The organism is Bacillus sp. NP157 (assembly GCA_018889975.1).
Lineage (GTDB): Bacteria > Pseudomonadota > Gammaproteobacteria > Xanthomonadales > Rhodanobacteraceae > Luteibacter.
The window spans coordinates 2,644,281-2,668,201 of sequence record CP076546.1 but is presented as its reverse complement, the minus strand read 5'-3'; the positions used below and the strand labels follow the sequence as shown (position 1 = coordinate 2,668,201).

At 65.5% G+C, this 23,921-nt stretch carries 17 protein-coding genes; 11 read left to right on the top strand and 6 right to left on the bottom strand.

Annotated elements, in window-relative coordinates:
- Window positions 1–668 precede the first annotated feature (668 nt).
- Window positions 669–2,687: an NADPH-dependent 2,4-dienoyl-CoA reductase gene (locus tag KPL74_12260; GenBank protein ID QWT18517.1), complete on the bottom strand. Its 2,019-nt coding sequence runs from the start codon at window positions 2,685–2,687 to the stop codon at window positions 669–671.
- A gap of 325 nt (window positions 2,688–3,012) precedes the next feature.
- Here KPL74_12260 and KPL74_12255 point away from each other — a divergent pair, with 325 nt between their 5' ends.
- From KPL74_12255 to KPL74_12230, 6 genes are all read left to right on the top strand, one after another.
- Window positions 3,013–3,984: a hypothetical protein gene (locus KPL74_12255; protein QWT18516.1), complete on the top strand. Its 972-nt coding sequence runs from the start codon at window positions 3,013–3,015 to the stop codon at window positions 3,982–3,984.
- A 98-nt stretch (window positions 3,985–4,082) separates the two neighbouring features.
- Window positions 4,083–4,439, top strand: a complete 357-nt coding sequence (locus tag KPL74_12250; GenBank protein QWT18515.1) for a hypothetical protein — start codon at window positions 4,083–4,085, stop codon at window positions 4,437–4,439.
- On the top strand, window positions 4,439–5,122 hold the full coding sequence (locus KPL74_12245) for a C39 family peptidase (protein ID QWT18514.1): 684 nt from the start codon (window positions 4,439–4,441) through the stop codon (window positions 5,120–5,122). The genes KPL74_12250 and KPL74_12245 overlap by 1 nt, the downstream gene beginning before the upstream one ends.
- A complete protein-coding gene (locus tag KPL74_12240; protein ID QWT18513.1) occupies window positions 5,119–5,727 on the top strand; it encodes a hypothetical protein in 609 nt (202 codons plus the stop codon). The genes KPL74_12245 and KPL74_12240 overlap by 4 nt, the downstream gene beginning before the upstream one ends.
- Before the next feature lie 24 nt (window positions 5,728–5,751).
- Window positions 5,752–7,128 (top strand): hypothetical protein, encoded by a 1,377-nt coding sequence (locus KPL74_12235; protein ID QWT18512.1) that lies wholly within the window; start codon window positions 5,752–5,754, stop codon window positions 7,126–7,128.
- A gap of 251 nt (window positions 7,129–7,379) precedes the next feature.
- Window positions 7,380–8,234, top strand: a complete 855-nt coding sequence (locus KPL74_12230; GenBank protein ID QWT18511.1) for a porin family protein — start codon at window positions 7,380–7,382, stop codon at window positions 8,232–8,234.
- A 71-nt stretch (window positions 8,235–8,305) separates the two neighbouring features.
- Here KPL74_12230 and KPL74_12225 read toward each other — a convergent pair whose 3' ends face one another.
- On the bottom strand, window positions 8,306–9,073 hold the full coding sequence (locus KPL74_12225) for a TerC family protein (protein ID QWT18510.1): 768 nt from the start codon (window positions 9,071–9,073) through the stop codon (window positions 8,306–8,308).
- Window positions 9,074–9,360: 287 nt separating this feature from the next.
- Here KPL74_12225 and KPL74_12220 point away from each other — a divergent pair, with 287 nt between their 5' ends.
- From KPL74_12220 to KPL74_12200, 5 genes are all read left to right on the top strand, one after another.
- On the top strand, window positions 9,361–10,812 hold the full coding sequence (locus KPL74_12220; GenBank protein QWT18509.1) for a bifunctional 2-methylcitrate dehydratase/aconitate hydratase: 1,452 nt from the start codon (window positions 9,361–9,363) through the stop codon (window positions 10,810–10,812).
- A gap of 208 nt (window positions 10,813–11,020) precedes the next feature.
- Entirely contained in the window at window positions 11,021–12,115 is a 1,095-nt protein-coding gene (locus tag KPL74_12215) for an OmpA family protein (GenBank protein QWT18508.1), read from the top strand.
- A 517-nt stretch (window positions 12,116–12,632) separates the two neighbouring features.
- Entirely contained in the window at window positions 12,633–14,231 is a 1,599-nt protein-coding gene (locus tag KPL74_12210; protein QWT18507.1) for a hypothetical protein, read from the top strand.
- Window positions 14,232–14,326: 95 nt separating this feature from the next.
- A complete protein-coding gene (gene gloA, locus KPL74_12205; GenBank protein ID QWT18506.1) occupies window positions 14,327–14,854 on the top strand; it encodes a lactoylglutathione lyase in 528 nt (175 codons plus the stop codon).
- Between the two features lie 26 nt (window positions 14,855–14,880).
- Window positions 14,881–15,534: a rhomboid family intramembrane serine protease gene (locus KPL74_12200; protein ID QWT18505.1), complete on the top strand. Its 654-nt coding sequence runs from the start codon at window positions 14,881–14,883 to the stop codon at window positions 15,532–15,534.
- Between the two features lie 6 nt (window positions 15,535–15,540).
- On the opposite strand, the gene rapA is transcribed toward KPL74_12200, so the two are convergent.
- The 4 genes from rapA to KPL74_12180 form a co-directional block, all read right to left on the bottom strand.
- Window positions 15,541–18,372: an RNA polymerase-associated protein RapA gene (gene rapA / locus KPL74_12195; protein QWT18504.1), complete on the bottom strand. Its 2,832-nt coding sequence runs from the start codon at window positions 18,370–18,372 to the stop codon at window positions 15,541–15,543.
- A gap of 87 nt (window positions 18,373–18,459) precedes the next feature.
- The gene (locus KPL74_12190; GenBank protein ID QWT18503.1) at window positions 18,460–19,137 is read right to left on the bottom strand and encodes a Fe2+-dependent dioxygenase; all 678 of its coding nucleotides are present in this window, start codon (window positions 19,135–19,137) and stop codon (window positions 18,460–18,462) included.
- Window positions 19,138–19,158: 21 nt separating this feature from the next.
- A complete protein-coding gene (locus KPL74_12185) occupies window positions 19,159–21,459 on the bottom strand; it encodes a catecholate siderophore receptor Fiu (protein ID QWT18502.1) in 2,301 nt (766 codons plus the stop codon).
- A gap of 297 nt (window positions 21,460–21,756) precedes the next feature.
- Window positions 21,757–23,901, bottom strand: a complete 2,145-nt coding sequence (locus tag KPL74_12180; GenBank protein ID QWT18501.1) for a M13 family metallopeptidase — start codon at window positions 23,899–23,901, stop codon at window positions 21,757–21,759.
- Window positions 23,902–23,921: the final 20 nt, after the last annotated feature.

Genomic DNA, 23,921 nt, shown 5'->3' with positions numbered 1-23,921 from the left:
TACCCTCGCTGCTCAGACAGGTCCTCCGCGCTCGATAAGGTTGGCCGCAGCCGCGGCCCATGTATTTGATTAGCCTGCGGCCGCTCGCTTGTGCGGAACTCGCCTCGAGGGTAGGCACCGAGGGCTCTCCTCATCCGTGTCGCGAGCTGGGTGGGAAAGCCGTGGCACGGGCATCCCCGACGCATCGGCAACTCGTGTAGGAGCGCGCCTGCGCGCGAACAACCAACAGCGCGGTGATGCAGGACCGTGAGTCATCGTCCTCATCAAATGCCCTCACATCGCGTCGACGACGTGCGCCGGTTTCCACGCTTCCATTACCCACGAACCACGACGTCCTCGGATGAATCGCTGGCCTGCATGAACGCATGGCCTCATCCGCTCGAAGCGGGGCTGAGGGTTCGCGCGCGGGCGCGCTCCTACGCACAAATCTCGCGGCAAGGATGAAGACGGCCCTCGCTGCCTACCCTCGAGGCGAGTTCCGCACAAGTGAGCGGCCGTAGGCCAATAAGTACATGGGCCGCGGCTGCGGCCAACCTTGTCGAGCGCGGAGGACCTGTTTGAGCAGCGAGGGTAGGCAGCGAGGGCTGTCCTGCGGCCAGGTTCGAGCGCCGCGCAGAGCCAATCGCGCGCAGGCGCGCTCCTACAGGGCGGCGGTTCGGCCGGAGGCGTTACAACGTCGCGGCGAGGCGGGTGGCCTGGTCGATGGCGCGCTTTGCGTCGAGTTCCGCGGCCACGTCCGCGCCGCCGATCAGGCGGACATCGACACCACGAGCGACCAGGCCATCGTGCAGGGCACGGTTCGGTTCCTGGCCGGCGCAGACCACGACATGATCGACGGGAAGTACGTGCTGCTTGCCTTCCATTGTCACATGCAAGCCCTCGTCATCGATGCGGTCATACGACACCCCGCCAAACATCTGCACCTTCTTGTTCTTCAGCGTCGCGCGATGGACCCAGCCTGATGTCTTGTTCAGGCGCCCACCGGGGCGGCCTTCCGAGCGCTGCAACAGCCACACCTGGCGCTCCGGCGCTTCGGGCGTGGCTTTCATCAGGCCGCCCGGGGTCGCCATCGTCATGTCCACGCCCCATTCCTTCGACCAGCGTGCGACGTCCGTGGTGGGCGAGGGTGCCGCTTCGGTGAGGAACTCGGCGACGTCGAAGCCGATGCCGCCGGCGCCGATGACGGCGACCTTAGCGCCGACAGGGCGGTTGCCATGCAGTACATCCAGGTACGAAAGCACCTTCGGATGATCGGCGCCCTCGATGGTGAGGCCGCGGGGCAGCACGCCGGTCGCGAGGATGACGGTGTCGAAGCTGCCGTTGGCGAGCGAGTCGACGGTAGCGTCCGTGCCCAGGCGTTGCTGTACACCGGTGGCGTCGAGGCGGTGGCCGAAGTAGCGCAGCGTCTCGTGGAATTCTTCCTTGCCGGGGATGCGCTTGGCCATGTTGAACTGGCCGCCGATCTCGCTTGCGCGATCGATCAGCGTGACGGCGTGGCCACGTTCGGCGAGCGTGGTCGCGGCGGCCAGGCCCGCGGGGCCGGCGCCGACGACGGCGACGCGTTTCTTCGCATTGGTCGGCAGGATGCGCAGCTCGGTTTCGTGGCATGCGCGCGGATTCACCAGGCATGAGGCGCGCTTGTTGCCGAACACGTGGTCCAGGCAGGCCTGGTTGCAGGCGATGCAGGTGTTGATGGTCTCGGCACGCGCGGCCTTCGCCTTGTTCACCCACTGCGGATCGGCCAGCAGCGGGCGCGCCATCGACACCATGTCTGCATCGCCTTCGGCGAGGATGCGCTCGGCGACGTCGGGCATGTTGATCCGGTTGGTGGTGACCAGCGGGATGCCGACTTCGCCCTTCATCCGCCGCGTGACCCAGGTGAACGCACCGCGCGGCACGCTGGTGACGATGGTGGGCACGCGTGCTTCGTGCCAGCCGATGCCCGTGTTGATGATCGTCGCGCCGGCGGCTTCGACCTTCCTGCCAAGGGTGACGATGTCGTCCCACGGCTGCGCATTGTCGACGAGGTCGAGCATCGACAGCCGGTAGATGATGATGAAGTCCTTGCCGACCGCCTCGCGCATGCGTCGCACGATCTCGACCGGGAAGCGCATGCGGTTCTCCGCGCTGCCGCCCCAGCGGTCGCTGCGCTGGTTGGTCCGCGTGGTGAGGAACTGGTTGATCAGGTAGCCCTCGGATCCCATCACCTCCACACCGTCGTACCCCGCGTCGCGGGCGAGCTTCGCGCTGCGGACGAAATCGTTGATGGTGCGTTCCACCCCGGCGGCCCCGAGAGCACGCGGGCTGAACGGGGTGATCGGCGACTTGATCGCCGAGGGCGCCACCGACAGCGGGTGGTAGCCGTAGCGGCCGGCATGCAGGATCTGCATGCAGACCTTGCCGCCTTCCGCGTGCACGGCGCGGGTGACCTTGCGGTGCCGGGCCACGTGCCAGGGCATCGACATCGTGCCGGACATGGGCTTCAGCCAGCCGCGCAGGCTGGGCGCGATGCCGCCGGTGACGATCAGGCCTACGCCGCCGGCCGCGCGCTCCGCGAAGTAAGCCGCCAGCTTGTCGTAGTCGGCGGCCTTGTCTTCCAGTCCGGTGTGCATCGAGCCCATCAGGACACGGTTACGCAGGGTGGTGAAACCCAGGTCGAGGGGGGCGAGCAGGTGCGGGTAGGACACGGGCGGCGGCTCCGGTTCAAACGATCGTTCGAATCATCCGGGGAACCGGCCCGCAGGGCAAGAGCGGGCGCAGCAAAGGCTGCCGTGGACATGACATTCCCGGGTCGCCGCACCCGCGTTACGGCGTGTATCAGCGCCTTTACATCTGCATCGATCCATTCACCTTTCGAAAACCGTGCAACCCGCGCCACGGCGCGGTCTCGCGGCCGTCGCGACCGAAGGCACGCAACTTGCTCCCTCCTATGACCCGACGCGTTGGCAGGACGTTTCGGCTAACCAGAAAAACAGGGGTTAACGACGTCGCTCGCTCACAGGAGACTCTCCCATGCGTAAGACCCTCATCGCTTCGGCGATCTGCCTTGCTATCGGATTCGCGCTGCCGGCCATGGCCGACGATACCCAGACCGGTGCCGCCGGTCCGACCGCACAGCGTAAATCGATCGCGGTGCAGTACACCGACAACTCGACGTGGACCGATAGCTCGACCCATACCAACACGACCACGAACACCAACTCGTTCAACACCACGAACGCCGTCGCCAACACGACGCTCAACGGTGCGGTGACTGACAACTCCACGTACAACTTCGGAAACATCGCGGCGAACACCGGCAACGCCAATGGCGCGCGCGGTGGATCGGGTGGCGATGCCTGGGGTGCCGGCGGCCGCGGCGGTAGCGGCGGTGACGGTGGCAACAGCGGACGCTCGACTGCTCGCGGTGCGGTCGGTGGTGACGCGTCCGAAGGCAGCGGCGGCGCGCTCGGCGCCAGCCTTGCCTACGGCGGCGACACCAGCGGCGACGGTGGCAGCGCGCACGGAAACGGTGGTGACGCATCCGGTGACGGCGGCGCGGCACGTTCGCGCGGCGCGGGCGGTGGCGCTCCGACGGGCGGCTCGACGGCCAGCACGGGCGGCGCATCGGCCAGCACGGGCGGCGCATCGGCCAGCACCGGCGCCGTGCCGACCTCGGGCGACGCTTCGCCGACCAGCACCGGCGGAACCGCTACGGCGGGCGCCGGCGGTACGGCAACGGCGACCTCCGGTGACGGCGGTGCGGCAGGTGCCGGTGGCATGGGCATGGGTGGCAGCAACACCGCTGGCGCGGGTGGTTCGGGCGGCAACGGCGGCTCCAACAGCGTCAACGCCGGTTCGTACAGCATGGCCAACGACATGTCCGGTGCGGGCGCCACGCTCGCGGGCGTGGGCAACTTCGCGCAGAACTCCGGCGCGAACGGCCTGATCCAGCAGGGTGTGAGCGTCCAGGCAAGCATCAACATGCCTGCCGCAACGCCGTAACACGCGCACGAAGTGTAGTGACGGAACCACGAGGCGCCCACGCGGCGCCTCGTGGAACGCAAAAGGGGATCCCCAGCCTCAGGAGAACACCCATGCCGATGTCCCGACCCCACGCGGCGTACCTCGCGCTCGCCATGGCGGCCATCACATGCGTCGCGAGCGCGGCCCACGCCACGCCACCGGGCGAGCAGCCGCCACCGTCGTTCGGCGTCGCAACACCTGTCGACAAGCTGCAAGACATGAGCGGCGGTACGGATACGTACACGAACAACGTCGTGAACCAGGACACGAACGGCACCGTCGACGGCAACTCCAACTTCAGTATTGGCAATGGCGCCAATAACGTTGGTGGCGGCGCGTTCGGTAATGCCGCGGGCCTGAACACGACCATCCAGAACTCGGGCAACAACGTCCTGATCCAGAACAGCACCAGCGTTATCGTGAGGATGAACTGATGAGGGCAGCCTGCACCATGGTTGCCCTCCTGGTCCTGGCGTCTCCTTTCGCCATGGCCAACAAGGCCCAGGTGCAGACCAGCCCGCAGATCTCGTATCCGGTCAAGATGACCAGCCTCAAGGAAGCGCGGTTCCGCAACACCATCCGGCAGAAATACGATTTCAGCTGCGGTTCGGCGGCGGTCGCGACCCTGCTCACCTTCCAGTACGCGTATCCCATCGACGAGCAATCCGCGTTCGACGTCATGTATTCGCACGGCGATCGGGGCAAGATCAATCGCGAAGGGTTTTCGTTGCTCGACATCAAGCGCTTCCTTGCGTCGCGTGGTTTCGAAGCCGATGGCTTCGACGTGCCACTGGAAAAACTGGACGAAGAGGGCATTCCGGCCATCGTCCTGATCGACGAACGTGGCTATCACCATTTCGTGGTGGTCAAGGGTTACAAGAACGACCGTGTGCTGATCGGGGATCCCGCCCGTGGCACCCGGTCCATGTCACGGCGGCGCTTCGACGACATGTGGAAGAACCACATCGTTTTCGTCATCCACAACGAACGCGACCGCGCCATCTTCAATAGTCCGCGCGACTGGGCTGTCGCGCCTGCGGCACCGATTTCCGAAGGCATCGAGCGCAATGGCCTCGGACCGATCGTCATGCCAAAGCGCGGACCGGGGGACATATGAGCACCCGACGACTACTGATCGCCACGGCGATCGCCCTTGGTGCCTGCGGTGCGCTGCATGCCGCGGACTTTCCCATAAACCACGCCGTGCCCGACGCACACCTTGACGCCATCCGCGGTGGCTTCGATATCGGCTCGCTCCATGCGTCGATCGGCCTTGAGCGGACGGTGCTGGTCAACGGAATCGAGGCCGTCAGGCAATCGGTAAACATCCCTGACATTGCCCAGATGACGGCGGACCAGGCGAATGCCCTGCGTAACGTGCTCGGTACCACGGTCGTCACCAATGGCGTCAGCGGCGTGACGGTCACCCAGCCGGCGGCAAGCAATGCCGCGAGCACCACCGCGACGACGGCCGCGACGACGACCAATGCGAGCACCAGCGCAGCACAAAGCAGCCAGGCGATCACACTGCCATCCAGCCTCGGTACGGTCACCATTCCTTCGGGATCGGCGGCGGGACTGGTGGTGCAGAACTCCCTGGATAACCAGGCCATCACGGCCACCACCAAGATCGACGCCTCCGTCAATACCTCGCAGATGTTGCAGAACATGCGCATCGACGAATCGATAAAGGATGCGGTGATCCAGTTCCGGGGGAACTAACGCATGTATCGCAATGGCAGGGTGATGCAGGCAAAAACGTGCGTGGGCGCGCTGTCGCTCGCGGTGTTGCCGATGTGGATCGGCGCGTGTCTCGCGCAGGAGTCCGCCACGACGGACCCGGCGTTGCGGGAAAAGATCGAAGCGCAGGGTCGAAAGATCGATGCGATGCGCAGCCGCATGGCGGAACAGCTGGCTGAGCTCGAACAGATGAAGCGCGAGCTGGCCTCCCAGGAGGTCCAGTACAGCGAGCTGAGGAAAGCCGTTGGCATGACGGCGCTGGAGGAGGCGCGCGCGACGGGTGCGCCGGGCGTGGCGGGTGCCCAGAGTGCGCCGCCGCAGGATCCCGGAACGCCGGGAACACCGGCACCTGGTGCACCGTCGGCTCCCGTCTCGCAGCCGGTGGCCGCCACGCAACCGGTGGGGAAACGGCCGGATACCGACGAACATCCGCCTGAGGTCGCGCCGATCTTCGACCAGCCCGGCGTGCTCACGCCACGCGGCAAGCTGATCATCGAGCCGTCGTACCAGTACGGGTATTCCTCGAGCGATCGTGTGGCCCTTGTCGGCTACACCGTGATTCCCGCGATCCTCATCGGCCTGGTCGATGTCCGGCAGGTCAAGCAGACGACGCAGACCGGCGCGCTTGCCTTCCGTTACGGCCTGACCAATCGCATGGAACTGGAAGTGCGCGTGCCCTACGTGGACTCGCACACGGACACGATCAGCCGCGAGATCTTTACCGGCACCGCGCAGGACAACCTGTTCACCACGAGCGGCAAGGGCATCGGTGACGTCGAAGCCACGCTGCGCTACCAGATCAACGACGGTGGTGCGGACAAGCCGTATTACATCGGCTGGTTCCGCGCGAAGTCGCGTACCGGTGAGGATCCGTTCGAGGTCACCAGCGATTGCGTCACGCGTTGCGTGGCGAACTACACTGGTACCGGCCTGCCGCTGAAGAATCCCACCGGCTCGGGTTTCTACTCTGCGCAGTTGGGCATGACCTGGCTATACCCCTCCGATCCGGTGGTGTTTTTCGGCAACTTCAGCTACCTGCACAACTTCGAGCGAAAGAACGTCAGTCGTAACGTACTGGGCTCGGGCAAGCAGTTCCTCGGTGACATCAAGGCCGGCGACATCGCGGACATCAGCATCGGCATGGGCTTGTCGCTGAACGAGAAGGCGTCGATCAGCATCGGCTACGACCAGGCGTTTGTCGGACGTACGCAGCAGGACAGTCACCCGCTGCCGGGTTCTGCGCGCGCCACGCTGGGTTCGTTGCTGATCGGTGGTTCGTATCGGTACAACGACAAGGAAACACTGAACGTGACGCTGGGCGTAGGCGTCACGCGCGACACGCCAGACACCACGGTGACGGTGCGCCTGCCGATCACCTTGTAGGCAGAGCATCGCCGACAGGATCGACTTCTCCAGGGGAGAGCGTAAAAAAGCCAGGACGCGACGTCCTGGCTTTTTTGCCTGGCGGAGCCGATCCTGTCGGCGGTGCTCTTCACGACACATTCACCGGACCGTGCATGAACGATGTTCAAACGCGCGGAAGTTCCCGTGCACGTAATGCACACACAATCAATCGTTAATATTTTGCTGGGGGTTCACCCGATCAAAACAAAAAAGTAGCAGGGAGTTTCTTGATGCGCATCCGCCCAACTCGTTTCAGCAAGGCCGCTTCCGGGCTGGCACTTGCATCGCTCGCACTCTTCGGTGCCGCTGCGCATGCGCAGGACAGCACGAAGAAGTCCCAGTCCCCCGCCCTCGATAACATCAGCCTCTGGGTCGGTGGCTACTACACCAACAACGACACCACCATCGGTGCGAAGACGCCGACGCTGAACTCCAGCGGCGACGTGAACCTCGAAGACGATCTCAACTTCAAGAAGCACAAGACGGTGCCGCGCGTCCGCCTCGACTTCCTCATCGGCGAACACCAGGGCTTTGCGTTCGACTGGTACGAAGTGAATCGCTCGCAGTCGAAAACGCTTTCCGACCAGATCAACTTCCTCGGCCAGCCGATCGACGCCACCGCGCGGGTCAAGGGTGACCTGAAGTTCAGCTTCGGCAGCGCGGCCTACAAGTGGTGGTTCGGTACCGGCGACGATGTGTTCGGCGTCGGCCTGGGTGCGGCGTACTACAAGGTGCACGCGAGCATCTACGGCTCGGCGACGATCAATGGCGACACCGAGCAGCAGGGTGCGTCGACCAACCTCGATGCCTGGGCGCCCAACCTGCAGCTGGGCTGGCGCCATGCGTTCAACGACCAGTGGCGCATGTACATCAACGCGTCGGGCGTGAAGAAGAATGGCGGTCCGCTCAACGGGCACATCTACGACACGGCGATTGGCCTGGAGTGGTTCCCGTGGCAGAACGTCGGCTTCGGTGCGGAGTATGCTTACACCCGCATCAAGCTGAACCAGGACAAGAGCCGTTACGATCTCGACCTGGACATGAAGCTCAACGGACCGGCCGCCTACGTGCGCTTCCGGTTCTGACCAGCCGGTTGGCGACGGCTTGCCGTCGCCCTTGCCGGGGGGAATCCAAGGCCGCCTTCGGGCGGCCTTTTTTATCTGCGGGGGCGGGGCGACCTCGGGCGGCTGTCGCGGGTGGCGCGCACAGGCGGGTGCTGTCTCGGCGGCCTGTTGCGCTGATCGCGCGCAGGCGCGCTCCTACACTTTTTTCGCTGGGCGAGGTAGCCGAGGCCTGTGATGCCGGCGACGAGGACGATGTCGAGCGTCCAGGGCGCCCACGGGTGCATCTCGAACCACCCGGCGACCAGGTGGTCGTGGGCGATCATCCGGGCGGCGGTCCAGGCGATGGCGGCGGCGCCGATGTAGATGATGACGGGGAAGCGCTCGATCAGCTTGAGGATCAGGGTGGAACCCCAGACCACCAGCGGCACGCTGATCGCCAGGCCGAGCACGACCAGGCCCATGTGCCCCTTGGCGGCCCCCGCGATCGCCAGGACGTTGTCCAGGCCCATCAGGGCGTCGGCGACGATGATGGTGCGGATGGCGGCCCAAAAGCCCTTCGCGGGGGAGATGTCGGGGTCGTGGTCGTCGTGCTTGAGTAGTTTCCAGGCGATCGGGAGCAGGAGCAGGCCGCCGGCGAGCATCAGGCCGGGGATCTTCAGCAGCCAGATGACGGCGAAGGTCAGCACGATGCGTAGGGCGATGGCGCCGAAGGTGCCCCAGAACACGGCCTTCTTCTGCAGTTCGCGGGGGAGGTTGCGTGCGGCGAGGGCGATCACGATCGCGTTGTCGCCGGCCAGGATCAGGTCCAGGAGGATGATCGCGGCGAGGCCGGAGAAGAATTCGGGGGTGAGGAAATCCATGCGGGGTACCTTCGCGCGCTGGGTGGACCATTGCAGCAGCTACGGGTACGCGCGCCCGTGGCCACCGCAAAAGTCTCGTTCCCGGCGCGAAGCCGCCGCGACGCCCGGGACGCTGTGGCGTCCGTACTGACGATCGTCGCGCACGGGGCGTAGGTGCCCCGCGGAACTACTCCCCTTTGGGTTGTAGTGGTCCCATTGTCGCGGTTCAGCTGCGGCGCGGCAAGACATCCCCCCGGGGCGAACGGTTAAAATCACCGGCTATCCCAACCCCGCACGAGCCGAAGCCCATGAGCGCACACGACATCCGTTCCGCCACGCGTCCCGATCCGGACCAGCCGCTGGTGGACATCGCCAACTACGTGGCCGACTACCAGATCGATTCGCAGGAGGCCTACGACACGGCGCGCTACATGCTGCTGGACTCGCTGGCGTGCTCCGCGCTGGCCATGAAGTTCCCGGACTGCGTCAAGCACCTCGGCCCGATCGTCCCGGGCGCCTCGATGCAGGGCGGCGTGCGCGTGCCGTTTACCTCGCACGAGCTGGACCCGGTGCAGGCCGCGTTCGCCATCGGCACGCAGATCCGCTACCTCGATTTCAACGACACCTGGCTGGCGGCCGAATGGGGCCACCCGTCGGACAACCTCGGTTCGATCCTGGCCGTGGCGGACTACCTGTCGCGCAAGGCCGAGAAGGAAGGCGGCAAGGTGCTGACCGTGCGCGACGTGCTCGGCTACGCTATCAAGGCTCATGAAATCCAGGGTTGCTACGCGCTGAAGAACAGCTTCAACCGGGTCGGCCAGGACCACGTCATCCTTGTCCGCCTCGCCTCCACGGCAGTGACCACGGCCATGCTCGGCGGCAACAAGGACCAGGTCACGACCGCGGTTTCGCACAGCTGGATTGACAACGGTGCGTTGCGCACCTACCGCCATGCGCCGAACACCGGTCCGCGCAAGAGCTGGGCTGCCGGCGACGCCTGCCGTCGTGCGGTCACCCACGCGATCAACGCCGTCTACCGCAACGTGGTCGGCTACCCGTCGGCGCTCAGCGCGAAGACCTGGGGCTTCTACGACGTGGCGTTCAAGGGCAACGCGTTCCAGTTCGAGCGTCCGTTCGGCAGCTACGTCATGGAAAACGTGCTGTTCAAGATCAGCTTCCCGGCCGAATTCCACGCCCAGACCGCGGTGGAATGCGCCATGCAACTGCACGCCGAGGTTGCCAATCGCCTCGACGAGGTCGAGCGCGTCGAGATCCAGACCCAGGAAGCCGGCGTCCGCATCATCGACAAGACCGGCCCGTTGGCGAACTACGCCGACCGTGACCACTGCATCCAGTACATGGTCGCCGTGCCGATGATTTTCGGCCGTCTCACCGCGGACGATTACAACGACGACGTGGCCGCCGATCCGCGTATCGACGCGCTGCGCGACAAAATGACCGTAGTCGAAAATCCTCAGTTCACCACCGATTATTTCGATTCCGAAAAGCGTTACATCGGTAATTCGGTGCAGGTTTTCTTCAAGGACGGCAGCAGCACGCAAAAAATCTCGATCGATTACCCGATCGGTCACCGGAAACGCCGTGCCGAAGGCATTCCGGTTCTCCTCAAAAAGTTCGAATCCGCCCTGCGTGCCGAGCTCCCTGCAGACCGCGTCGAGAAGGTCCTGGCGATCACCGGAACCCCGGAAAAGCTCGACGCCATGCCCATTCACGAGTTCATGACGCTCTTCACGGCTTGATAATGGCCGTGACTCAAGTATGAACGGCTGGCGGCAGCCTTGGCTCAAATGTTGGATTTTTGCTAAACTGCCGCCGCCCGTTGAAGGGGTAACAAAAGCGAGGGACGGCCTTAAGTCCCCGGATTCGACAACCAGTTTTAGAAGTAATACGCGCGATTTCCGTTTGGGGTGGAGCGCGGACGCGAATACCAATAATGAGGAGACACCGATGAAACGTAAGGGCTTGTTTTTGCTGATCGGCTTGGCCCTGGGCGGCGTGGGTGCCGTTCATGCTCAGGAATCCGCTGACGCGGGTAACGGCTATGACGGCCGCTGGTACATCGCCCCGACGGTTGGCGGTTACTACAACGACACCGACCGCAACACCAACAGCCGTCAGGTCTACTACGGCCTGGCAGTGGGTAAGTTCATTTCGAACAACGCCTCGATCGACATCTTCGCTGATCGCACCAAGCGCGACAACGATGCCAACGGTCACTGGTCGAGCAACAGCTACGGCGTTGCCGCTCGCTTCTACGCTGGTGCGTGGGACAGCTGGCGCCCGTACCTGCTGGCTGGCGTGATGGGCTCGTACCACCACAACCCGGCTGACAACGGCTGGGCACCGGCTGCCGAACTCGGCGTCGGCGTCTCCAAGACCATCACCGACAGCTCGGACGTCCGCCTCGAAGCCGGCTACCGCTACGATTGGGACGACAAGACCAACGACGGCGAGAACGGCTACGGCGACTGGTTCCTCGGCTTCTCGATCGTTTCGCGCTTCGGCGAGCCGCCGCAGGCTCCGGCCCCGGCTGCTGCTCCGCCCCCGGCTGCTCCGGATTGCTCGACCCTCGACAGCGATGGCGACGGCGTGAACGATTGCGACGACAAGTGCCCGGCCACCCCGGCTGGCACCATCGTCGGCCCGGACGGTTGCCCGCAGAAGGTCGTCATCGACCTGCGCGGCGTCAACTTCAAGTTCGATCGCCCGAAGAAGGGTGAGACGAACATTGGCCCGACCCTGCAGGAGCCGACCAGCGAGTCGCTGGGCGTCCTCGACCAGGCTGTCGACACCCTGCAGCGTTACCCGCAGGTCAAGGTCACGGTTGCCGGTTACACGGATAGCGTCGGTAAGGACGCTTACAACCAGGGTCTGTCGGAGCGTCGCGCCAAGATCGTGTTCGATTACCTGACCTCGCACGGCATCGGTGCCGATCGCCTGGAAGGCCCGATCGGCCACGGCGAGAACAACCCGATCGACACCAACGATACGGCCGAAGGTCGTTCGCGTAACCGTCGCACGGAACTGCAGGTCCAGCAGTAATCCGAGCACGATCGGTAGCAAGATGAAGGAGCCCGGCGAAAGCCGGGCTCTTTTTTTGTGCATTGGAACCGGTTCGCCCCGTCGGGGCGCATGCCTGGCGGCCTCCGGCCGAACCGCCGCCCTGTAGGAGCGCGCCTGCGCGCGATTGGCTCCGCGCGGCGCTCGTACGTGGCCGCAGGACAGCCCTCGGTGCCTACCCTCGCTGCTCAGACAGGTCCTCCGCGCTCGACAAGGTTGGCCGCAGCCGCGGCCCGTGTACTTATTTGGCCTGCGGCCGCTCGCTTGTGCGGAACTCGCCTCGAGGGTAGGCACCGAGGGCTCTCTTCATTCTTGTCGCGAGTTGGGTGGGAAAGCCGTGGCACCGGCATCCCCGACGCATCGGCAACTCGTGTAGGAGCGCGCCTGAGCGCGACCCAAGACACGGCGGCGCAGCCGCAACCGGCATAAACATGGCAAATCCGCGCATCGCCCGGTACCCTCGGCCTTATGGACGTTCGGACGTCCAAAAGGGGTAACGATGAAACACGCCACGCCACCCGTGCGCCGCTTTGGCGGCGGTGATCTCAATGGTGTCCTTGGGTTGGTGGTCGACAATCTGTCGATCCTGGCTTTCCTTGCCACGGCGTTGGTGGGGATCTTTGGGGTGCCGGCGGATATCGTCTTCAGGCAGATGTTTCCGGGGACGGCGCTGGGGGTGTTGCTGGGGAACCTGGCTTACACCTGGATGGCGCGGCGGCTGGCGTCCAGGACGGGCAGGGCGGACGTGACGGCGATGCCGTTGGGGCTGGATGCGCCGACCAGTATTTCGATGGCCTTGCTGGTGCTGGGTCCGGCGTTCGTTGGCTACAAGGCGTCGGGCATGGATCCGGTGGCGGCGGGTGAGGCTACGTGGCGGCTGGGCATGGCCTCGCTGGTGGTCATGGGCGTGTTGAAGTTCGTGCTTTCGTTTTTTGGTGGCTGGGTGCAGCGTTCGGTACCACGCGCGGGCTTGTTGGGCTCGATCGCGGGGATTGCGCTGGTGTTGATGGGGTTCCTGCCGCTGGTGGAGATCCTGAGGGTCCCGGTCGTCGGCTTTGCCGGGCTGGGCATCGTGTTGTACACGCTGGTCGCGAAGCAGCGGTTGCCGTTCGGGCTGCCGGGGGTGCTCGGGGCGGGTGTGCTGGCGGCTGCGCTGTATTACATCCTCGGGCCGCTTGGCTGGCTCGGCACGGGCTACCATGCGCCGGCGGCATGGCAGTGGCGCCTCGGCTTTCCGTGGCCGTCGCTGGGCTTCCTGAAGGGTTTGCCGGACACGGTGCCCTACCTTCCGCTGATCCTGCCGTTCGGCCTGCTGATGGTGGTGGGCGGGATCAACGTGACCGAGAGCGCACGGGCGGCGGGGGACGACTATCGGACCCGCGATATCCTGCTGGTCGAGGCCCTGGCGACGCTGGTCGCGGGCGTTTGCGGTGGCGTTGCCCAGACCACGCCTTACATCGGCCAGCCGGCCTACAAGGCGATGGGTGCGCGGACGGGCTACACCCTCGTCACCGGCCTGGTGATCGGGCTGGGTGGCGTGTTCGGGTACCTGTCGAACCTCGTCGAGCTATTGCCGGTGGCGGTGCTGGCGCCGATCCTGGTGTTCGTCTCGATCGGGATCACGGTGCAGGCCTTCGAGGCCGTGCCGCTGCGTTACGCGGCGGCCGTGGTTTTCAGTTTCTTCCCCGCGATCGCGCGCATGGTTGCGATCAAGCTGGGCGATCCGTCGATCGTCGATCCGGCCCATTTCACGACGCTGTATGCGGATGGGTCGCACGGTGTGTCGGCGATGGCGGGCATCGTGATCCTCGGCAATGGCTTCATCATCACCTCGATGGTCTGGGCCAGTTTCGTGGTCGCGATGATCGATGGCCAGGTGCGCAAGGCCGCCGGGATCGTTGCGCTGGGCGGCGTGCTCACGGCATTCGGCGTGATCCATTCGGTGCAGCCGATCGGGGCGGTCTACCTGCCGTGGTTGCTCGACGCCGCGTCGCGTGCGCTGGTCTGGCAATTCGGCGGTGCCTATGCCGCGCTTGCGCTGGCGCTCTTCCTGCTTGGTGCCATGTCCCGTGAAGGCGCCGCCCGCGCACGCGTGTAGGGGAATGCAGCAATTCATGTAGTGGCGTTTGCCGGCGCTTGAATTGAGCGAAGGCCGCAGCCACCCTTTCTTTTTGCACCAAGGAGCCTCCCCCCATGTCCCTTTCCGACCTGACCTCGCTGCCGGGTGTCACGGCGTCCCCGGACGTCGCCACGCGTCGCTACGTCTTCAACCACACGATGATCCGCGTGCGCGACCTTGCCGTGTCGCTGGATTTCTACACGCGCGTGCTCGGCTTTACCCCGGTGTACCAGCACGTCTACGAAGAGGCTGCGTTCACCATTGTTTACCTCGTGCTCGTCGGCGACCGTTCGGTGATCCCCGACGATGACCAGGCGCGCAAGCAGTGGGTGCTCGCCCAGCCGGGCGTACTCGAGTTGACCCACAACCACGGCACCGAAAATGAAGAAAAGACGCCGTACCACAATGGCAACACGGAGCCGCGCGGCTTCGGCCACCTCTGTGTCAGCGTGCCCGACGTGAACGCGGCCTGCGCGCGTTTCGAGACGCTCGGCGTCACGTTCCAGAAGCGGCTGACCGATGGTCGCATGCGCCATATTGCGTTCATTCGCGACCCGGACGAATACTGGATCGAAATCCTCCAGCCGACCCCGCTGGCCTGATCGAGCACGCATCTCCGGATGTCGCCATGACGCCCAGCCTGCCACCCGTCACGCGTAACCTGCTCATCGCGAACATCGTGATGTTCGGGCTGCAGTCCCTGCTCGGCGACGACAGCACGCTGGCGATCACGCGGTGGCTGGCGTTGTGGCCTTATGGCCACGACATCGCGGTCCAGCTCGGTAACGGTGACGTTGTCGGGCTGGGTTTCCAGCCGTGGCAGCTGGTGACCTATGCGTTCCTGCATGCCAACGTATTGCACATCACCACGAACATGTACGGCCTGTACATGTTCGGCGGCGTGATCGAGCGGCAGATGGGCGCGCGGCGCTTCCTCGCCTACTACGCCACGTGCGTGGTCGCGGCGGCGCTGGCCCAGCTGGCCGTGCTGTATTTCTTCGAGCCGACGAAGATGTATCCGACCGTCGGTGCATCCGGTGGGATATTTGGCCTGCTGGCCGCGATTGCGATGCTCTTCCCGCGTGCAAGGCTGACGGTGTTCCCGGTGCCGATCGCCATGCCGGCGTGGCTGTTCGTCACGCTCTATGGCGTGGGGGAACTCTTCTTCGGCGTGACCGGCCGGCTGGCGCAGGTTGCGCACTTCGCCCACCTGGGCGGCCTTGTCGCAGGCATCGCGCTGCTGCTGGCGTGGGGCATGAAGCCCGCACGCCAGCCACCGTAGCCCGTCTTATCGCAGGGCGAGGAAGTCCGGGCTGACCACGAAGCGCACCGCATCGAGGCGAAGCCGCGCATCCGGCAGGGCAGCCAGCAAGGCGGAGCGTTCGGCAGCGACGGCCTGGATCTCGGCTTCGGTGATCGACGGATTCACGCCGCGCAATGCCAGCAGGCGGCTGAATTCGCCGTCCAGCTCGGTCTTCGCAGCCTCGGACGCTTCGATTTTCAGCACCTCGGCGCGGCCTTCGGCCAGGTCCTTCGCGTGGTCGAGCATCGGCGGGACCAGCTTCGAAAGGAACTTGCGATAGCGGGCCACGTCGATGTTGCGGTCGGCCGCGCGACGAAGCGCAACGTCGCTGGGACGGAAGCCCGGACGTTCGTTGAGCTTGGTGTCCACGGTGATCGGCAGCGGCGTCGTCGGCAGGAAACGGCCGGCGTCGAGGTTGCGGTCGGCCACCACTTCGAGCACGTACACCGCCTGCAGCAGCGCGGTGCGCACCGGCAGGCCATCGTCGACGAGGAACGCGGCGTTGCCGGTCTCGCCGGAGACCAGCAGGTCGACGGCCGCAAGCACCATCGGATGGTCGAGGCGAAGCAGGGGCAGGTCTTCGCGTGCCAGCGCGGTCTCGCGCGAGAACGTGACCGACAACGGGCCGTCCGCGAAGCCGCTGAGGCCGTCGGTGGACAGGTACTGCGGGTCGAGCAGGACGATGTCCTTCGCCAGTTCCTCGGCGTGCACGCCGTACATCTCGAACAGGCGCTGGATGAAACCGTCGCGGCTGGGATCATCGTCGTCGCGCGCGAAGCTGCTTGCGAGGTCGTCGGCGTGCGGGTCACGGCTCGCGGCGAGTTCGAGCAGCTGGTCGCGGCCGGCGTGGATCAGCGCGGAAAGCTCTTCGTGGGCACCGCGGGTCTCGGCGATGAGCGAGTCCAGTTCCTGGTCGCGGTCGTCGTCTTCGCGGGCATGCTCGTCGGCCAGCGTCGACAGCAGCGGGCCGAAGCGGCGAAGCAGTTCACGGCCATCGGCGGGACTGCTGCGAAAGGCGTCGAGGCCGTCGTCGTACCAGCGTGCCAGCACGTGCTGTGCGCTCTGCGCGACCAGCGGCACGTGGATGACGATGTCGTGCTTCTGGCCGATGCGGTCCAGTCGACCGATGCGCTGCTCGAGCAGGTCCGGGTCGAGCGGGAGGTCCCACATCACCAGGCGATGCGCAAACTGGAAGTTTCGGCCCTCCGAACCGATCTCGGAGCAGATCAGCAGGCGGGCACCGTCCGGCTGGGCGAAGAACGCCGCGTTGCGGTCGCGCTGCACGATGCCGAGGCCTTCGTGGAAGCGTGCGACGCCGACGCCGCTCCGCGTGCGCAGCGCGTCTTCGATCGCCATGACCTTGGCCTGGCTGCGACACAGCAACAGGAACTTGTCGGCCGGATGGGCCTCGAGCAGGCCGATCAGGGCGGTGATCCGCGGGTCGTCGGCGTAGTCGAATTCGAGCGGGGCGGGCGGCTGCTGGATATCGGAACGGAATTCGGCGAGCAGGGCCTCGCGACGGCCGGGGCCGAGCGCTTCGGCGTCGATCTGGATCAGGTCGGGAAGGCGGCGCGGGAAGCCGCCGATGCCGGCGCGGCGGTTGCGGAACATCGCACGGCCGGTGCCGTGGCGATCGATCAGGGCGGCGAGCACCGCGGCCGAACCGTTCGGCCGATCGAGCAGGGCGGCCATTTCACGGTCGCCCTTGAAGCGTTCCGCGATCAGCGCACGCTGGCCGGCCTCCAGTGCGTTGCCCTCGGCCAGCGTGTTCGCCAGCTCGGTCAACGGCGCAAAATTTGCCGATTCAGCGAGATACGCGTCCAGGTCGCTGTAGCGCTGGGGGTCGAGCAGGCGCAGGCGGGCGAAGTGGCCCGCGCGGCCAAGCTGTTCCGGCGTCGCCGTGAGCAGGATCACGCCAGGCGTGGCGACGGCGAGCTCTTCGACCAGGCGATAACGCGGGCTGGCGCCGTCCGGCGTCCATTCCAGGTGGTGCGCCTCGTCGACGACGATCAGGTCCCAGCCGGCCTCGACCAGCTGCTGGGCGCGCTTGGGCGCGCTTTCGAGGAAGGCGAAGTCCGCGATCACCAGCTGCTCGTCTTCGAACGGGTTGCGCCCGTCGTTGGCCTGCTCGATGGCCTCGCAGCGCTCTTCATCGAAGATCGAGAAGGACAGGTTGAAGCGGCGCAGCAGTTCCACGAACCACTGGTACACCAGGGTTTCGGGCAGCAGCACCAGCACGCGTGTGGCGCGGCCGGCGGCCAGCTGGCGCGACAGGATCATGCCAGCCTCGATGGTCTTGCCCAGGCCGACTTCGTCAGCGAGCAACACGCGGGGCGGGCGGCGCGCGGCGGCGATGCCGGCGACGCGAAGCTGGTGCGGGACCAGGCCGATCCGGGCCGATTCGAGGCCCCAGCTGGCGGCGCGGCGCGCTTCCGCACGGCGGCGCAGGCCTTCCACGCGCAGGTCGAACTTGTCGTTGGTGTCGGTGCGCCCGCCGATCAGGCGGTCATCCGCCTGTGACATCGCCTGCTCGTCGTCGAGCTGGCCTTCTTCCAGTTCACGGCCTTCGCCGCGATAGACCAGCAGCCCTTCACGCAACTCGACGCGCTCGACCAGGAAGGCGATGCCCTTGCCCGCCACGCGTTGGCCCGCGCGGAATTCGGCGCGCACCAGTGGCGCGCTGTCGACGGCGTAGGGACGCAATACCCCTGCCTTGGCGAACAGGACCTGCACGCCACGCCCTTCGACGCGCAGGATGGTGCCGAGACCGAGTTCAGGTTCGGCGGTGGAAATCCAGCGTTGACCGGGTTCAAACATGCTGTGGGGGGTACCGCGACATCAGGGCGGACGATTATCCCGCCCCAAGGCCCCCGTGCCTACCTTTTCGTTAAAGGCCCGCGGATATCAGGTTTCCGCCCAGCGGCGCAGCAGGTTGTGGTAAACGCCCGTGAGTTGCAGGATCGCGCCCTGGTCGGCGCCGTCGCCGGTGAGCTTGCGGATCGCCGTATCCATTTCCAACAGGAGCCGGCGCGCGCCATCGTCACGCACGAGGCTTTGCACCCAGAAGAACGACGCGATGCGTGCGCCGCGCGTCACCGGCGTCACCCGGTGCAGGCTCGACGATGGGTAGACGATCGCATCGCCGGCAGGCAACTTCACTTCGTGTTCGCCGTACAGATCGCTGACGATCAGCTCACCGCCGTCGTACTCGTCGGGATCGCTGAGGAACAGGGTGCAGGAGATATCGCTGCGGACGTGCCCGTCGCCACCGCTGGACATCACCGCACCGTCGATGTGGAAACCGTATTCGCCGCCGCCTTCGTAACGGTTGAAGCGGGGCGACAGCGTACGCAGCGGCAACACGGCGGCATGGTAAAGCGGGTGGCGACCAAGCGCCGCCACCACTTCGTCGCCGAGTGCCTTGCGCACGGGCGACGCCTGCGGAAGCTGGAGGTTCCGCTTGACCCTGGCGCCTTGGGGACCGACGGTTTCCTTGCCGTCGGTCCACGCGGCACCCTCCATCTGCCTTCGCATCCCTGCGACCTCGCCTGAGGTGAGCACGTCGGGAATGTGCAGGAGCATGATGGAAAACCTCGGGCGCGATCAGAAGCGGACGTTGGCGCTCAGCATCGCCGAGCGCGTGATGCCCGGAGTGTAGCGATATCCGCTCTTGTTGATCGCCGCCACGTATTTCTTGTCGGCAAGGTTGTAGACGTTGAGCTGCAGGTCGAAGTGACGATTGACCGGATAGCTGGCCATGGCGTCGAACACCCAGTAGCCCTGCGTATGATCCGGCGTGCCGATGGCGCCGTCCGTGCCACGCTTCATCTCGCCGTTGTAGCGCGCACCGCCACCGATGGTGAGGTCGAAGGGCAGGTGGTAGGTCATCCAGGAGGTGAAGGCCTTCTTCGGGTTGTAGGCCAGGTCGGAGCTGCCATCCTGCGACACGTTGGTGCCGGTCTCGACGGTGGCGTTCATGGTGGTGAAGCCCGCGCTGATCGCCCAGTCGTCGGTGATCTTGCCCACGGCGTTGATCTCGACGCCCTGCACGCGCTTCTTGCCGATCTGGTAGTAGAGCAGGTCGGTCGGATCCTGCACCAGTTCGTTGGTCACCGTGGTGCGATAGAGCGCGCCGGTCAGCAGCAGCTTCTCGCCGAGCAGGTCCCACTTCGTGCCCACTTCCACCGTCTTCGCCTTCTGCGGATCGAAGCTGGGGTTGTCGGCGCTGTTGGTCGCGGTGGAGAAGGTAAGCGTGTTGCCACCCGGCGGCTCCTGCGACTGGGCGAAGTTGGCGTAGATGCTGCCGTTCGCGGCCGGCTTGTACAGGATGCCGAGCTTGTAGTTCTTCAGGTTGTCGCTCTTGGTCGCGTCCACGCCCGGCACGACGCTGCCGGCCGGCAGCGCGCCGCAGACCGGGCCGTTACGCGCGCCGCAGACGACGAGGCTGTTGAAGTCGGTTTTGTAGTGGTCGAAGCGGACGCCGGCATTGATCTGCCAGGCTTCGCCGATCTTCACCGTGTCGAAGATGTAGGCCGCGGCGGTGTTCGTCTTGCCGTCGCTGCGCGTGCCGTTTTCACCGTAGAGAAGGCCGCCGACGTCGGAGTAGGGCTTGTACAGGTTCGCGGACGGCCACGTGCTGCCGGCCAGTGCGGCCATGCCGATGGCACGCGCCTTCTCCTGGGTCAGTTCGATACCTGCGCTGATGTCCTGCTTCACGTCGCCCGAGTCGATCGACACCGTGACGTTGGTCTGGTTGGTAGCGATGCGGTTGGACTGGTGCTTGAACGTGGGCAGGTTGCGCGTGATGGTCCAGGTCGACGGATCGGTCGGGTTGGGCGTCAGCAGGTTCGCGGTGGCACCCATGAACGAGGTGAGCAGGTAGTCCTGCTGCGTACGGCCCAACCGGGTGGTGTTGTGCAGCGCGACCTGGTCGTTGAAGTCGTGCTCGACGAGGACCGTGAAGAGATCCTGCGTGTTGTTGTCGTGGTCCTGGCGCGTGCCGTAGAAGTTGTCGGAATCGACCTTCGGTGCGTTGGCGAGGAACGCGCGGCTATCCGGCGCCATGTAGCCCGGCAGGCCGATGGTGGGGACGCCGCCGTCGGGCGTGTTGCGCTGCTTCACGTGCAGGTAGTCGAGGTAGACGCGCGTGGGCGTACCCAGGCCGAAGGCCAGCGACGGGGCGACGCCCCAGCGATTCTGTTCGACCTGGTCGCGGCCGGCGACGCCGCTGTTCTGCTTCATCACGTTGAGGCGGAACGCGCCGGTATCGCCCATCTGGCGGTTGAGGTCGGCAGTGGCGCGCTCGCGGCCGGCGCTGCCGCCCTGGACGCTGCCGCTGATGCCGTTGCCGAGCACGGGCTGCTTGGTGACGAGGTTGATTGCGCCCGTCGGCGCGGTGCGGCCGTACTCGGTACCGTCCGGCCCCTTGGTGACTTCGACCTGCTCGATGTTGAACACGTCGCGCGAGACGGTGCCGAGGTCGCGGACGCCGTCGACGAAAATGCTGCCGGAGGTGTCGAAACCGCGCATGTAGATGGCGTCGCCGGTGCTGCTGGCACCGTTTTCACCGACGTAGAAGGTGCCAACGCCCGGGCTGTTGCGCAGTGCCTCGGTGAGGGTGGTGGCGCCCTGCTGCTGGATCAGCTCCTTGCCGATGACCTGGATGCTCTGCGTGGTGTCGAGCAGGCTCTGGGTGAACTTGGGCGAGGACACCTTGTCGACGCGGTAATCGCTGGAACGGTCGGCCTCGACCTGCATGCCGGGCAGCGCCTGGGCGTCGTTCACCTTGGCCTGCTGCGGCGGCGCATCGACGGCGGCAGCGGAGTGGGCGAGGGTGAGGAGGACGGCGGCACCGACGGTGCGCGCGGCAGGCGCGGCGTGCTTGCGGCTCTTGATGTAGGCCATGGACGTTCCTTGCAGGGGGCTTGTAGTGGGGTTGGGCTGCCGCCGGACACAAGCGTGCTCGCACAGGCCGGGTGGCCCGCGGGATGCAAGAGCTTGGGTTGTCCCCTGAAAAGCAGGGTGCGACACCTACAGAACGCCTATCGTAAGGAGAATGAGAACGAGTTGCAATTACCTTGTTGCGGCAATGAATGCCATGGATGGGTTGCGCGGTTGGCACTGCCGCGAGCCCAGGCATGAAAAAGGCGCCGCACTTGCGTGCGGCGCCTTCGGCTTGCAGCTAACGATCGGTAACGGGTGTTACCAGATCTTCACCTGCTTATCGCCCTCGCGGATCATCTTCGCGCCCGGCTTGCACTGGAACGCCGTGGCGAACGCTTCCATGTTCGACGGTGCACCGATGGCGCGCAGCGACGCCGGAGCGTGCGGATCGACGTTGAGGTACAGCATCGCCTGCTTCTCGCGGACGCTGCCGCGCCACACGCGGGCCCAGTTGAGGAAGAAGCGCTGGTCTTCGGTGTAGCCGTCGATCTTCGCCGCCGCTTCCTGCGGGTTCTTCTTCAGTGCTTCCTGCAGGGCGTCGTACGCCACGTTCAGGCCGCCCAGGTCGGCGATGTTCTCGCCCAGGGTCAGCTTGCCGTTGACGTGGAGGTCCGGCTTGTCCTTGATCGGCGCGTATTCGTTGAACTGGTTGACCAGGCGGCCGGTGCGCTCTTCGAACTTCTTCTTGTCAGCGTCCGTCCACCAGTTCTTGTTGTTGCCTTCGCCGTCGAACTGGCTGCCTTCGTCATCGAAGCCGTGGCTGGCTTCGTGGCCGATCACGGCACCGATACCGCCGTAGTTGATCGCGTCGTCGCCGTTCGCATCGAAGAACGGCGGCTGCAGGATCGCGGCCGGGAAGTTGATCGTGTTGTCGGTCGGGTTGTAGTACGCGTTGACCGTCTGCGGGGTCATGCCCCAGTCGAGGCGGTCGGTCGGCTTGCCGATCTTGGCCAGGTCGTAGTGGTAGTTGAACTTGCTGGCCGACTCGACGTTACCGAAGTAGTTGTCGCCCGACACTTCCAGGCCCGACCAGTCGCGCCACTTGTCCGGGTAGCCGATCTTCGGCAGGAAGGTGTTCCACTTGGCGATGGCCTTCTGCTTGGTCTCGTCACTCATCCAGTCGAGCTTCTCGATGCGGGCCTTCAGTGCGTTGCGCACGTTGTCGACCAGCTCGTTGGCGCGCTGCTTCGCTTCCGGCTTGAACACCTTGGCCACGTACAGCTGGCCCAGGCCTTCGCCCATCGACGAGTTGACCGTGCCGAGCACGCGCTTCCAGCGCGGCTTCTGCTGCGGCTGGCCGGCGAGGGTCTTGCCGTAGAAGTCGAACTTGTTGTCCTGGAACGCCTTGGACAGGTACGGCGAAGCGCTGTCGATGGCGTGGAAGCGCAGGTAGGCCTGCCACGTGGCGACCGGCGTGCTGGCCAGCATCTTGTCGAACTGGGCGAAGAACTTCGGCTGCGAGAGCGAGAAGCCCTTGTCGATCGTCACGCCCTGGGCGGTGAAGAACTTCTCCCAGTTGAAGTGCGGGGTGATCTTGTCCGCTTCCTTCACCGAGACGAAGTGGTACTGGTTTTCCGGCGCACGCAGTTCGACCGGTGCCAGCGAAGCCGCGGCCAGCTGGGTTTCGAACTTCATGATGTCGTCGGCCTGCTTCTTCGCGTCGGCGTCGGAAACGCCGGCGAGGGACAGGGTCTTGGCGATGTAGTCGACGTACGCCTTGCGGTTATCCGCCTGCTTCGGATCGGTGTAGTAATCCTTGGTCGGCAGGCCGAGGCCGTCCTGCTGCGCGTAACCGATCTGCATCTTGGCGTTCTGGAAATCCGCGCCCGAGCCGAAGCCGAACACGTAGCCATTGCCGTCGTTGAAGCTGGTGTCGAGGAAGTCGGCGATGTCCTGCGGCGACTTCAGAGCGTCGATCTTGGCCAGTTCCGGCTTGAGCGGATCAAAGCCCGCCTTCTCGATGGCGTCTTCGGCCATGCCCGAACGGTAGATCAGGCCGATCTTCTGCTCGATCGAGCCGGCCTTCGCGCTGTCGGCGCCCTTGTTCGCGGCATCGACGATGTCGTGCTGCGTGTTCAGGCTGTTCTCGGCCAGCTGGTCGAACGCGCCCCAACGGGTGCGGTCGTCCGGAATCGGGTTGGCGGCGACCCACTTGCTGTTGACGAAGCCGTTGAAGTCGTCGCACGCGTTGATGCCGGTGTCGATCTCGGAGACGTCGAACGACGGGCCGGCCGGCTTGGCGGCGGCAGCGGTGCTGGCAGCGGCGGGTGCGGCGGTGCTGGTGGCGGCCGGCTGGTTGCCGGCGGGCGCGGCGGTGGTCGCGTCGTCGTGCTGGCTGCACGCCGTGCCGACGAGCGCGACGCTAAGCGCAAGTGCGAGCGGCTTCAGGTACTGCTTGGTCATTGGTATCCCTCTGTGGATGG